Raw genomic sequence first — 12,953 nt, forward strand, 5'->3', positions numbered from 1 at the left:
AGAAATCGCTTTTTCCTATACCTATTGCTCTTTGACCTGATCCACTTTTCGCCATGCACCCTTTAGAAGCCCTTGACCCTGCCCGCTTTGACACGCCCGTCATCCTCAAGCGTCTGGCCAGCAGCAGCCGCGCGCTTGCCGAGCTGAAGGGCGTCGCGGCGTCCATTCCCAACCAGGGCATTTTGATCAACACGCTGGGCCTGCAAGAGGCCAAGGACAGCTCGGAGATTGAAAACATCGTCACCACGCACGACGAGTTGTTCAAGGACGATGTGCTGCCCGAAGGCTTTGCCAGCCCGGCCGCCAAAGAGGTGCTGCGCTACCGCCAGGCCTTGCGTGTCGGGTTTGAGCAGGTGCGCGCCAGCGGCTTGATCACGACCAATCACCTCATCACGATTCAGGCCGAACTGGAGCGCAACAACGCCGGGTTTCGCAGGCTGCCCGGCACAGCGCTTAAGGATGGCGCGGGGCGCACGGTGTACACGCCGCCCCAAGACCCGGCCGAGATCGTGCGGTTGATGAGCGAACTGGAGCGCTTTGTGAACGATGACAGCTTGTTTCCAGCCGACCCGCTGATCAAGATGGCCTTGATTCACCACCAGTTCGAGAGCATCCATCCGTTTTATGACGGCAACGGGCGCACCGGGCGCATTCTGAATGTGCTGTATCTGGTCAACCAGGGCTTGCTGGACATTCCGGTGCTGTACCTGAGCAATTACATCGTGCGCACCAAGGCCAGCTACTACCGGCTGCTGCAAGCCGCGCGCGATGACGATGCCTGGGAAGACTGGGTGGTGTATCTGCTCACCGCCGTCGAGGTGACGGCGCGCCAGACCATTGCCACGGTCAACGACATCAAGGCAGCGCTGTTCGACTACAAGCACCGCATCCGCGCGGGCTACAAGTTCTACAGCCAGGATTTGATCAACAACCTGTTCATGCACCCGTACACCAAGATCGAGTTCGTGCAGCGTGACCTGAAGGTGTCGCGCCTGACCGCGACCAAATACATGGACGCGCTGGCAGCGGGCGGCTTTGTGAATAAGCAAAAGATGGGGCGGGCCAATTACTACGTCAACCCGGTGCTGTCGGCCATCCTGACGCGCGCGCCCGCCATTGAGGCATGAAACCCACATGACCGAAGACCAATTAGAACAAGAGGCGTTGGGCTGGTTGCAGGACGTGGGCTACACCCACCGCTACGGCCCAGACATGGCACCCGACGGCACCACGCCCGAGCGCACCAATTACCGTCAGACTTTGCTGCCGTTTCGGCTACGCGAGGCCATCAACAAGCTCAACCCCGACATTCCGACCGCCGCCCGCGAAGATGCGTTCAAACAGGTAATGGACCTGGGGATTCCGGCGCTGTTGGCGGCCAACTGGCATTTCCACAAGCTGCTGGTGGGCGGCGTGCCGGTGCTGTACCAAAAGGACGGCGAAACGCGGGGCGACTTCGTGCGGCTGATTGACTGGCGCCAGCCCGCACGCAACGAATGGCTGGCGGTCAACCAGTTCACCATCAAGGGGCCGAAACACACGCGCCGGCCCGACATCATCCTGTTCGTCAACGGCCTGCCGCTGGTGCTGATCGAGCTGAAGAATCCGGCCGACGAGAAGGCCGATGTCTGGAAAGCCTACGACCAGATCCAAACCTATAAAGAGCAGATTCCGGACGTGTTCCAGACCAACGAAATCCTGGTGATCTCGGACGGCACCGAGGCGCTGCTGGGGTCGCTGTCCGCCGACCCGGAGCGCTTCATGGCCTGGCGCACCATTGACGGCGTCACGCTGGACCCGCTGGGCGAATTCAACGAGCTTCAGACGCTGGTGCGCGGCGTGCTGGCGCCTGAGTACCTGCTGGACTACCTGCGCTACTTCGTGCTGTTCGAGGACGACGGCACGCTGGTCAAGAAAATTGCCGGCTATCACCAGTTCCATGCCGTGCGCCTGGCGATCGACCGGGTCATCGAGGCCTCGCGCCCGGGCGGCGCGCCAGCGGTCAAGGGCAAGGGCGGCGTGGTCTGGCACACCCAGGGCAGCGGCAAAAGCATCACCATGACCTGCTTTGCCGCCCGGGTGATGCAGGAACCCGCGATGGAGAACCCGACCATCGTGGTGATCACGGACCGCAACGACCTGGACGGCCAGCTGTTTGGCGTGTTCAGCCTGGCGCAAGACCTGCTGCGCGAGCAGCCGGTGCAGGTCAGCACCCGGCAAGACTTGCGCACCAAGCTGGCCAACCGGCCTTCGGGCGGCATCGTCTTTGCCACCATCCAGAAGTTCATGCCGGGCGAGGACGAGGATTTCTTTCCGGTGCTGTCGGGGCGCCGAAACATCGTGGTGATTGCCGATGAGGCACACCGCACGCAATACGGCTTTGAAGCCAAGCTTAAAGTACGAAATATGCCTTTTCCGCAGGCAGGGCGTGCGCTTACAGCTATGAATGTTGTAGCGACTGGCGATGGTGAACCCACGCCGCACCGGGCTGAACTGGCCCCGCCAGACTACGCTGTGGACGGTGTGGTCGAGCGCTACCAGGTGGGTTATGCACAGCACCTGCGCGATGCGCTGCCCAATGCCACCTTTGTCGCCTTCACCGGCACGCCGGTCAGCGGCGAAGACCGCGACACCCGGGCGGTGTTTGGCGACTACATCCATGTGTACGACATGCAGCAGGCGCAGGAAGACGGCGCCACGGTGGCGATTTATTACGAGTCGCGTCTGGCCAAGCTGCGCCTGAAGGACGCCGACCTGCCGCTGCTTGACGACGAAGTGGATGAGCTGGCCGAGGATGAAGAAGACAGCGCCCAGGCCAAACTCAAAAGTCGCTGGGCAGCGCTGGAGAAGGTGGTGGGCGCCGAACCGCGCGTGGCCAGCGTGGCAGCCGACCTGGTCGCGCACTTCGAGGCCCGGGCCACTGCCCAAACCGGCAAGGCCATGATCGTGGCCATGAGCCGGGACATCTGCGTGCATCTTTACAACGAAATCATCAAGCTGCGCCCGGACTGGCATGATGCCGACCCCGAAAAAGGCGCGATCAAGATCGTGATGACGGGGTCTGTCAGCGACAAGGCCCTGCTGCGCCCTCACATCTACAGCGGCCAGGTCAAAAAGCGCCTGGAAAAGCGGTTCAAAGACCCGGCCGACCCGCTGCGCCTGGTGATCGTGCGCGACATGTGGCTCACCGGCTTTGACGCGCCCTGCGTGCACACGCTGTACGTGGACAAGCCCATGAAAGGCCACAACCTGATGCAGGCGATTGCCCGGGTCAACCGGGTGTTCAAGGACAAGCAGGGCGGCCTGGTGGTCGACTACATCGGCATCGGCAGCGAGCTGAAGGCGGCGATGAAGGAATACACCAACTCCAAAGGCCGGGGCCGCCCCACGGTGGACGCCTACGAAGCCTACAGCGTGCTGATGGAAAAGATCGACGTGCTGCGCGCCATGCTGCATGGCTTTGACTACAGCGGCTTCCTGACCGGCGGCCACAAGGCGTTGGCGGGTGCGGCCAACCATGTGCTGGACATCAAGTCGAACAACAAAGACAGCAAGCGTGACGGCAAGAAACGTTTTGCCGACCTTGCATTGGAAATGAGCAAGGCCTTCTCACTGTGCTGCACGCTGGACGAGGCCAAGTTGGTGCGCGAGGAAGTGGCGTTCCTGCAGGGCGTCAAGGTGATTCTGACCAAGAAGGACGCGACGGCAGGCCGGCGCACCGATGAGCAGCGCGAGCTGGCCATCCGGCAGATCATCAGCCAGGCGGTGGTGTCCGACAGCGTGGTGGACATCTTTGACGCCGTCGGGCTGGAAAAGCCGAATATCGGTCTGCTCGACGACGAGTTTCTGTCACAGGTACGCAACCTGCCCGAGCGCAACCTGGCGGTCGAGCTGCTGGAGCGCTTGCTGGAGGGTGAGATCAAAGCCAAGTTCGCCTCCAACGTGGTGCAGGACCGCAAGTTCAGCGAGATGCTCGCCGGCGTGATCGCTCGCTACCAAAACAGGAGCATTGAAACCGCGCAGGTCATGGAGGAATTGCTGGAGATGGCCAGAAAGTTCCGGGAGGCAACATCACGCGGGCAAACGTTGGGCTTGTCTGATGACGAAGTCCGCTTTTACGATGCATTGGTCAATAACGAGTCGGCCGTGCGCGAGCTGACCGACGAGACACTCAAGAAAATCGCCCACGAGCTCACCGAAAACCTGCGCCAGAACCTGGGTGTGGACTGGTCAGAGCGCGAAAGCGTGCGCGCCAAGCTGCGGCTGATGGTCAAGCGCATTCTGCGCAAGTACAAGTACCCGCCGGACCTGCAGGATGCGGCGGTGGAGCTGGTGCTGCAGCAGGCACAGGCGTTGGGAGAAAGTTGGACGGAGTGACCAAACGAGGCACATGCAGCTGAGTCAAATTTGAGAAAAGGTGTGGGTTCCCGATGCGCAATAGCGCTTGACCGTCGCCAGCGAAACGCCCCAGTGCGCTGCAGTCTTGGCCAGGCTCGCGCCGCCCTCGGGTCGCCAGCGGGCCACCTCGGTCGCATCAGCTTTTAGTGGACGCCCCAGGCTTTCCTTGCCACGGTGTGTCAGGCCCGTGCGTAGAAGCGACTCGCGGGCGACCTGGCGACCGGCAGCCGTGCGCTCGGCGATCCGTTGGCGCTCCATGTCGGCCACCTGAGCCAGCACCGCCAGGATCAACTCACCGGCGCCCTTGGCCATCACGTCCAGGCCTTGCACATGAACGGCCACGCCCTTGTCGAGCAAATAGCGGACGGTGGACTGGACATCCAGAGCATCGCGCCCGAGCCGGTCAACGGCATAAACGTGCAGCGTGTCGCCCTTTCGAATGAAGGCCAGCAGCCTTGCAAAGCCCGGACGTTTCGCAGCCAGGATGGCCCCGCTCACCCCCACGTCGTCAAACTCCTCAAGAACGCCAACTTTTCAGCGATGCGCAATGGCAGCGCATCGAGCCGTCAATGCCACCTTGCAAAGGCCGCCCGGGCGGGGCGTAAAGGGCGTTTTTCGATGCCCTGCTGTGGATGGCCCGCACGGGCTCGCCCTGGCGCGACCTGCCCGAGCGGCTAGGAAAATGGAACGTGGTTTACCAGCGCTACGCCGACAACGTGTTGGTGTCACTGTGCGTAATGCTTGGGAAATAACACACGGAACGTTGTGCCAATTCCAGCGGCGGACTCAACTTCGACACTGGCATCAAGCAATTCGCTCAAGCGCTTGACAATCGACAGGCCAATGCCTTCGCCAGGTTTTTGGTGGAGCGGAGCCATGGATGCTTGCTTCACGACGTCTGCCGGCAATGATGGCTCATCGCCTGAATACGATTCGGCCTCAGCCTGGTGCATCATCTGCGCGCCAGCCTCAAACGAAGCGGTCAGTGGGCTGGCAGGCCCCTTGTCAAAGCCCGGCCCTGTGTCCTTCACGGACAGTACCCAGCGTTTGACATCGCTGGCCACACTGTCGTGCCATGCGACAGTGACGCCGCCCTGCTGTGTGTACCTTATGGCGTTGAGCACCAAATTCTGGGCGATCCGCCGAATTTTGACGCTATCTCCGCTGACAATAAATGGCGAGGGTCCGCTGAATGTAATCGACAAGCCGCGTTGTTCTGCCATTGCCCTAAGATCGCCAGCAAGCTCGCTCAAGTGTGCCGCAACGTCCACTTGGCTCAACTGGAGGCGTTCCTTGCCCGCCTGGAGACGCGCGAAATCCGTCACATCGTCGAGCAGGAGCTTCAACGACGTCACGTTTCGATCGAGCACTTCCAAGAACTTCGCCTGCGGCAGGCTGGCAATTGGTGCGTGGGAAAGCACGGCCGTTGCCGTGACGACCACGCCAACGTTGCCTCGCAGGTCGTGAGCAGCTTCGTGCCATAGTTCGGCGCGTTTCTGCTCCAACTCCCGGATGCTTTTTAACGCGTGTTCAAGGTCGTTGACATGGCCGGCAGCTTCGAGCTTCTGGAGCACGAAGTACTCCCCAATACTTTCACTGAACTCCAATGCGCTCAGTTCAGCCCAAATCCGGCGAGCGTGCGCCATCACCTCATGCTGAAGTTCTGAATGCTGCCGTGAATAATCTTCCAGTTCGGTCACCACGCATTCGTTTAGGCGGCCAAGTTCCCGTGATACCTCCATCAAGTCGTAGCCTTGTTGCCATCGGTGCAGACCATGCGCCTTGGCCTGCGAAAAGACAGAGGTTAATACCTCAGGTGACTGCATTTCAAGTTTGGGATCAAGCCGGTGCTCGAAGCTTGTAAGAAGTGCGGGTATGTGGTCGTTGAGTTGCGCGCGAGGTAGTGAATTCGCCGTAGTCAGAGAGGGATCTCGTTTTACTGCGCTACGCCAGTCGGACAGGATAGCTTCGCGCCTGTCGCGCAAGTGCACAGCGAGCGCCGCCAATTCAGAATCTATCAAGAACAGGGTTAGGTCTCCTCAGTGAAGCAAGTGAGTCTACATGCCAAGTTTCGCAGTAAATCTAAATAACCATGTTTGGCTATGATCTTCCCAAACTACCCCCGGGCGGTTCATTTCCATAGCGCCGCGTTACCGACACGTGAGCATCATGGTAACCGTCAATGCATAGGCTCGCCAAGCCGTTTGCTCGCCCTTGATATAGCGTAGTTCACCAAACAGTAAAGCAGCGCGACAACAAGGTACACGGGTACCAGCGCATGGTAGTTGGCGATGAGTACCTTGGCGTTTTGCATGAGTTCACCGTAGGTGACGACATAGCCGAAGGTGGTGTCCTTGACCACGATGACCAGTTGCGCGACCAATGCCGGGACAATGTAGCGAAGGGCTTGGGGGAAGACGATGTAAAAGAAACCCTGAACTTCGGTCAGCCCCAGGCTTCGCGCAGCATCGCTCTGGCCGCGTGGAACGGCGAGCACACCCGCGCGGTAGACCTCGGCCACCACTGCAGCGGTACTCAAGCCGATGGGCAACGTCAACATCCAGTAAGTGCTCAGCTTGATACCGGCCTGCGGAAGAACCAGAAAACACACATAGATGAGCAAAAGCGTCGGCGTGCCACGCAGGAATTCAATCACCGCGATGCTCAGCCAACGCACCAGCTGCAGCCGCGCCAGGCGCCCCAGCAACAGAACCAGCCCAAGGGACAGCGCGATGAGGCCGGCCATCGCCGCCGATGCCAGGGTGCCGAGCAGCCCTTTGGCCAGGAACGCCCAGGTCGTGGGGAAGGCAAAGAATTGCCAGAACCGGGCGTCAAGCTGCCCTGCGCCATGGAACCGGAACACGATGCCTGCAGCCAGCAAGAGCAGCACGGCCGCTGTGATCACGCTCACCGCCCGCATGGTGGTCCGAGTCTGGAGGCTTGGATCACCAAACAGAATGTCTTCCAGAGGGCGGCTCATCGCAGTATCCGCACCTTCTTTTCCAGGGTGGCGCCAGCCCAGGCGATGAGCAAGCCAGTCGCCACGTACAGCGCCGCTGCCACCGCAAACGCAGGTATGCCGGCAGCGGAGTCGTTGGCGATCTTGGACACAAGCGCGGTGAGCTCCCGCCCTGGAAATGGCACCTGAGACGCCAGCGAGGTCGACAACATCAGCGCAATGAGCAGCGAGGTCATCGGTTGCACCACCGCGCGCAGCGCTTGCGGCAATACCACCGCTGAAATAATGCTCATCGGCCGCATGCCCAGGCTGAGTGCGGCCTGAATTTGGCCGCCGCCGATGGTGTTGATGCCCGCGCGCAAGTAATCCGCCGTGAACGCAGAGCAAACCAGTGTCAACGTCAGGATCACGCTGGGCTCATAGTCGATCAGGACATTGAGGTCGGGCAGCGCGAACACGATGAAGATCAGCAGCGCCACGCCGGGAATGTTGCGGAAAATCTCGACGTAGGTGGTCAGGACGAAGCGCAGCGGCGGCAGCGGCAAGAGCCGAAGCACCGTCACAACCACGCCCAGCAAAAAGCCCGGCACGAACGACACCGCTGTGAGCTTCCATGTCAGCAAAAGGGCCTGCCAGAAGGCAGGCCCATAGTCGGCCAGGAGGCTGGGAGTACTGACCACCGGCTATGGGAGGGCGGGCGGCGTCGGAACGGCTGTGCTGCCGGTGCGCTGTCCGATCGATATGGTCCAAAGTTTGGCCCAGGTGCCGTCGGCTTCCAGCTTCTTCAAGAAGGTATTGATGAAGGCCGCACCGTCCGAGCCCTTGGTCAGTCCGACGCCGTAGAGGTCTTGCGCACCAAACGGCTCGCCCGCCAGCTTTGCATCGCCAGCTCCGAGGCTCAAGGTGTTGAGCAGCAGCGTGTGGTCGGTAACGTAGGCGTCCACGCGTCCCTGGCGAAGCGAGTCGAGGGCTTCCTGGTGCGTCTGGAACTCTTGTACGACGGCTTTGGACGCGAACTGCGCCAGGATTGCAGGCCCCGTGGAGCCAGCCTGCGTGGCGACCTTCTTGCCAGCCAGGTCGTTGTACGACTGTATCGCCTTGTTGTTCGCCTTGACCAGCACCCCGGCCTGCGAGGTGTAGTAAGGGCCTGCGAACGAAATCTTCTCGGCGCGAGCGGGGGTGATGGAGTAGGTGGCGAACACCATGTCCACCTGGTCGTTGATCAGGACCTGTTCGCGCGTGGAAGAGTTCACCTGCGTGAACTTGTACTTGCTGCCATCGCCCAGGACGTAGCGCGTGATGAGTTGGGCTAGACCTGCGTCAAAGCCTCGGATCTTGCCGTCTTTCTCGTTGAGTAGAGAGAAAAGATTTGAGGTTTGCGTTCCGCCCAGGCGCAGCGTGCCGGCCTGCTTGATCTTGCTCGCCCAGACGCTTGAGCGAATAGTCGCAGCGTCTGCGACGGGGCCCTGCGCCACCAGCGTGTCAAACGCCGTCGCATCGATGGTCGTGACTTGCGCAAATAGCGGCCCGCCGATCATGATCGACAGTGCCACCACGGTGGATTTCAGAATTGAATTGATCGACATCGATATGCATTCCTCTTGGATGGTGTTACGTAAAAAATATATAGCAGTTCTGGTGTGCGCGGACTGCTCGTCCGGTTCCTACAGCTTGCTTTTACCCACCAGTTTTCTTGTTGAATCAATCATACAGGGCAACACATCTGATGAGCGTAAAGAAGAATTTGCCTTTCAAAACAATCTCGGATCAAACTCGAAGTTCACTGTTTCCGTAACGACAGTGATGGATGTGTACTGCGGGTGCGCCGGGTTGATCAGCAAATTGCGTTCTTGCGGCTCGACCACCGAGGGCACCCATAGACCCAGGCTGGCGCTCGACTGCAGCCAGTCCACCCCGATGCCTTGTGTATAACCTTCATCCGTACGCCATCGAGGCGACTTTAAGTCTAGGTCGTCAAGCGCATAAAGAATGACCGCACCTGCAGGTAACTCCAGCCGGATGAGCGCCTGCTTGACCGGTGCCACGCCGTTGGCATGCACGCGTTTTTCCAGTTGTGCCAGCGCGCGGCTCGAAGCCGCATACACCACCGGCAAGCCCGGCGCAGCCGGCAAATGCCATCGTCCCGGGCCCAGTGTGGAGCCATAGGGCAGTCCTGTCAGGCTCAAATCACCCTTGAAGCAGATGCGCCTAACGGCAAGTCCTTTCAAGCTACGCCGCCATACTTCAGGCCAGCGAGCATGCCGCGCACTTTTTGCGCGCTGAACTCGTTGTCGGCAAAATGGCTGGGAGCCATGTGATCGAGCATTGGATGGGGCTTGTGCAGCCATTTTTGGCATGGCACGAATCAACCTGCTTGCAGGCCAGAAGGTGGCGTGAACAAGGACCGTGCCTGCGTCGCGCTCCGTCGGGCCGCACACCCTTGCAAATGATCATTGACAAGTCCCATGGCTTGCATGAACGCATACAGCGTGGTCGGCCCGACAAACGTCCAGCCACGCTGGCGCAGGTCTTTGGACAAGGCCGTCGATTCTGGCAATATCGTCATACCGCTTAAAACCTCGCCCGTGATTTGAGGGGGCCGGGCATGGGGTGCCGGTTCAAAACGCCAAAAATAGGCCGCCAGCGTTCCAAACTCCTGGCGCAATTCGAGGGCCCGATGGGCATTGTTGATCGCCGAGCGGATCTTGCCCCGATGCCGAACAATGCCGGCATCGAGGATCAGCCGCTTGACATCGGCTTCGCCAAACTTCGCCACCCGATCCATGTCGAATCCAGCGAAGGCCTGCCGAAAAGCCTCACGCTTGTTCAGGATGGTCAACCAGCTCAAGCCCGCCTGAAATCCTTCGAGGCAAATTTTCTCAAAAAGCCGGCCGTCATCGCTGACCGGAAATTCCCATTCGTTGTCGTGGTAATGCTGGTAGGCGTGAGTTGCACGGCACCAGACACACCGGCGAACATGGTGGTCATCTGCAAAAAGTCCTGGCGCAACGCCAGTGAATTCCAACACCACCGCTTCACGCGTTTCACTGCCCATGTTTGTTGTCCCTGTTTTGCCCCGCGGGTGCTGGCCACATATTCTTTGACGCAAGCTGACTTGTGAGCAGGCAGTCCATCGACCACCAGACGCACCGGTTTTTTGCGCCGGTGCATCAATTTCTTGAGCAGCTCGACGAACAACTCCCCCGTCAACCCGCCTTTGTAAGTGGCAAACCAGAAAGCACCATTGGCGCTGACGGCCGATGCTGCACTGATGCTCTGGCGTTGCCCTGGGCGTTCAACCACCGGGGTCTTCCCACGGGGTGCCCAGGTCTTGCCATGCACTGCATCGGCACGCAAGCCGGACTCATCCCAGAACAGAATTTCGGCCCCGCTGCCTTGGGCTTCACTCGCAATGGCTGGGTATGTCTCGTTCTTCCAACGGGCCACCGCGTCGGGGTCGCGCTGGTAGGCGCGCTCCAGGGGCTTTTGCGCTGTCAACCCCAAGCGTGCCAGTGGCGTCCCAATGCTGGCCAGCGAAAGGGATACTTCAAAGCGCTCGAATACAAGCTCCTGCACGACTTGGCGCGTCCACAGCCCGAAGTCAAAGCCGTACTGGTCGGGGCGCTTGCCGTTGACCCAGCGAAAGACCTGGCGTTCTTGTGTGAGGGAGAGCTTGCGAGGTCGCCCCGTTCCTTTGGTCGAGCGCAGTGCCCGCAGTCCGTGTCCGCGTCCCTTGGCCATCGCACGGCACTTGTAGCCCCACGAGCGGTGCATTCCCAGCGATGCAGCCACATCGCCAGGATGCTCGCCTTCGTTCATGCGTTGCACCGCCAGAACTCGCATTTCTTCCAGCGTGTTGTGGGCCAATTTGCGTCCATCTCGTTTCATACCACGTATGAGAAATATCGAGCGGCACAGTTCCCAAATTTGTACGCTTAATTACTGACTGGTGAGTAAAGTCAGTTCTCGGTGGACGTCAACAGCACCAATCTCCGTTCGTTCTGAGTGATATGCTTTCCGACAGGCCGAGCGTCAGCAGTGGTTTCTTGGACCTACAAAGCGGATGTCGCTATACTTCCATGCGAAGTTTTGGCGGCCTTCGTGGTTGAACGCTTCGCTCGAACGGAAAATCACATCTCTGGAGGAATGATGAATTCTCTAAAACTCACCATCTTGTTGGTTGTCGCCTTCTTAATGACCGCGTGCGCCACTGTGCGCAAGCAAGATCTCGACGCGTGGGTTGGCATTCCTGTTGAGGCGCTGGACACCCATTCGGTTTTCCTCACGATGCCGGTGTACAAAAGCACCACATCGAGTGGCGTTGAGGTTCGGAACTACACCAACAGCGAAGACGTTGCCCGCTGTTTCAGCAGTGCGGGCGGTAGAAACGGCGGTAAGCATGACCACAGCGTGTTCACCACCTGTTCAACCAGTCGCATCGTTTGTAACAATATTTTTTACATCAAAGATGGCGTGGTATCGGAGTACGCGCCGACAGGTAACTGCTACACGGACGCAACCGTTCAACCCCAAACGCGCTTTCTGCGGCTCAGAGCGCAATAGCCAAAGGCGGTGAAGCTGCTGGCAGGTTGCCGCTCGCTGCGGTCTTGTGAATGGGGGAGTGTTCAAACTCCCCATCAACGCGCTCTGTTGCTTTGCACGAGCCGGTCGCCCTGTTCGCCTTTAAGGTGACAGCGATCCATACAGTGGTCGCTTTTCAGGTGCCCGATGATTGGCTGGGTCATAGGCGATGCGTGGGCGATCAGAACCAGACGCACCTGACGCGTCAGGTGCAGTAGTACCACCGCTGCGCGAGTGCTCATGCGAGATGATCAACTCACTGCGGTTCAGCTTGCGGGCAATTTGCCGTAAGCTCCAACGGTGATCGAGAGGGCACTGCGCGCTTTAATTGTCATGCTGCTGAAGTTTAGCCGCCATATAGTGCATGCGGCTACAACGATTGCATCTTGCAAGTGCAACAGGTTTTACGATCACGCGCACACTGTTAAGATTTGCGCGTAGCAGAAGCACCGGCTGGTTGACGCCCTGAGAGACACCTACGCGCTGCCAGAGCTGTTCGCCGAACTTGATCTAGCCCGCAGCTCCTACTTTTATCATCGGGCACGGCTACGGCTCGCCGACAAGTATGCGGATTCGCGTCTTGCCATCACAGATGTCTTTGAGCGCAATCATCGCTGCTACGGTTATCGACGGTTACGGGCGGCATTGGGCAGGCACAAGTTCAGCCTCTCGGAGAAAGTCGTACGGCGCTTGATGAAGCAGGAATGCCTGGTCGTTGCTGCTAAGAAGCGACGTAAGTACGGCTCCTATCTGGGAGAAATCAGCCCGGCGCCAGACAATCTCATTAACCGCGACTTCCAGGCTGCAGCCCCGAATGAGAAGTGGCTCACTGACATCACGGAATTCCATATCCCGGCTGGCAAGGTGTACCTGTCGCCCATGATCGATTGCTTTGATGGCCTGGTTGTCAGCTGGACCATCGTAATAGCCCGGCGAATACCGTACTTGACGAAGTTGTCGATCAGAGCTTGATTTCGTCGAGCCGCTGCTGAGCAGCAAATGGATCAAACGCGCT

At 59.5% G+C, this 12,953-nt stretch carries 10 protein-coding genes and 4 pseudogenes; 5 read left to right on the forward strand and 9 right to left on the reverse strand.

Annotation, left to right across the window (positions count from 1 at the left end; translation table 11 throughout):
- The first annotated feature begins 53 nt into the window (after positions 1-53).
- Both GZ092_RS17175 and GZ092_RS17180 read left to right on the forward strand, forming a co-directional pair.
- On the forward strand, positions 54-1,127 hold the full coding sequence (locus GZ092_RS17175) for a Fic family protein (protein WP_293638192.1): 1,074 nt from the start codon (positions 54-56) through the stop codon (positions 1,125-1,127).
- A gap of 7 nt (positions 1,128-1,134) precedes the next feature.
- Positions 1,135-4,377 (forward strand): type I restriction endonuclease subunit R, encoded by a 3,243-nt coding sequence (locus GZ092_RS17180; protein WP_293638194.1) that lies wholly within the window; start codon positions 1,135-1,137, stop codon positions 4,375-4,377.
- A gap of 24 nt (positions 4,378-4,401) precedes the next feature.
- On the opposite strand, the pseudogene GZ092_RS17185 reads toward GZ092_RS17180, so the two are convergent.
- Positions 4,402-4,911 (reverse strand): annotated as a pseudogene (locus GZ092_RS17185) (recombinase family protein); the annotation flags it as partial.
- A gap of 92 nt (positions 4,912-5,003) precedes the next feature.
- On the opposite strand from GZ092_RS17185, the pseudogene GZ092_RS17190 reads away from it, so the two are divergent.
- Positions 5,004-5,105, forward strand: a pseudogene (locus GZ092_RS17190) (transposase); the annotation flags it as partial.
- Between the two features lie 18 nt (positions 5,106-5,123).
- Here GZ092_RS17190 and GZ092_RS17195 read toward each other — a convergent pair.
- The 8 genes and pseudogenes from GZ092_RS17195 to GZ092_RS17230 all read right to left on the reverse strand — a co-directional run.
- The gene (locus GZ092_RS17195) at positions 5,124-6,419 is read right to left on the reverse strand and encodes a sensor histidine kinase (protein WP_293638195.1); all 1,296 of its coding nucleotides are present in this window, start codon (positions 6,417-6,419) and stop codon (positions 5,124-5,126) included.
- Between the two features lie 158 nt (positions 6,420-6,577).
- The gene (locus GZ092_RS17200) at positions 6,578-7,378 is read right to left on the reverse strand and encodes an amino acid ABC transporter permease (RefSeq protein ID WP_293638196.1); all 801 of its coding nucleotides are present in this window, start codon (positions 7,376-7,378) and stop codon (positions 6,578-6,580) included.
- Complete coding sequence (locus GZ092_RS17205; protein WP_293638198.1) at positions 7,375-8,037, reverse strand: ABC transporter permease subunit; 663 nt, start codon at positions 8,035-8,037, stop codon at positions 7,375-7,377. Before GZ092_RS17205 ends, GZ092_RS17200 begins: the two co-directional genes overlap by 4 nt.
- 3 nt (positions 8,038-8,040) lie before the next feature.
- Positions 8,041-8,943, reverse strand: coding sequence for a glutamate ABC transporter substrate-binding protein (locus GZ092_RS17210; RefSeq protein ID WP_293638200.1), 903 nt, complete (start codon positions 8,941-8,943; stop codon positions 8,041-8,043).
- A 165-nt stretch (positions 8,944-9,108) separates the two neighbouring features.
- Positions 9,109-9,585 carry an RES family NAD+ phosphorylase gene (locus tag GZ092_RS17215; RefSeq protein ID WP_293638202.1) on the reverse strand — a complete coding sequence of 159 codons (477 nt, stop codon included), beginning with the start codon at positions 9,583-9,585 and terminating at the stop codon, positions 9,109-9,111.
- The gene (locus GZ092_RS17220; RefSeq protein WP_293638204.1) at positions 9,582-9,719 is read right to left on the reverse strand and encodes an antitoxin Xre/MbcA/ParS toxin-binding domain-containing protein; all 138 of its coding nucleotides are present in this window, start codon (positions 9,717-9,719) and stop codon (positions 9,582-9,584) included. The genes GZ092_RS17215 and GZ092_RS17220 overlap by 4 nt, the downstream gene beginning before the upstream one ends.
- A gap of 3 nt (positions 9,720-9,722) precedes the next feature.
- On the reverse strand, positions 9,723-10,412 hold the full coding sequence (locus tag GZ092_RS17225; RefSeq protein WP_293638206.1) for a DNA-3-methyladenine glycosylase I: 690 nt from the start codon (positions 10,410-10,412) through the stop codon (positions 9,723-9,725).
- A 20-nt stretch (positions 10,413-10,432) separates the two neighbouring features.
- Positions 10,433-11,245, reverse strand: a pseudogene (locus GZ092_RS17230) (IS630 family transposase); the annotation flags it as partial.
- A 213-nt stretch (positions 11,246-11,458) separates the two neighbouring features.
- On the opposite strand from GZ092_RS17230, the gene GZ092_RS17235 reads away from it, so the two are divergent.
- Both GZ092_RS17235 and GZ092_RS17240 read left to right on the forward strand, forming a co-directional pair.
- Positions 11,459-11,920: a hypothetical protein gene (locus tag GZ092_RS17235; RefSeq protein ID WP_293638208.1), complete on the forward strand. Its 462-nt coding sequence runs from the start codon at positions 11,459-11,461 to the stop codon at positions 11,918-11,920.
- Between the two features lie 459 nt (positions 11,921-12,379).
- A pseudogene (locus GZ092_RS17240) lies at positions 12,380-12,859 on the forward strand (IS3 family transposase); the annotation flags it as partial.
- Positions 12,860-12,953: the final 94 nt, after the last annotated feature.

The sequence above is a fragment of the Polaromonas sp. genome (genome assembly GCF_010365105.1).
In the GTDB taxonomy this organism is placed as follows: Bacteria; Pseudomonadota; Gammaproteobacteria; order Burkholderiales; family Burkholderiaceae_C; genus Polaromonas.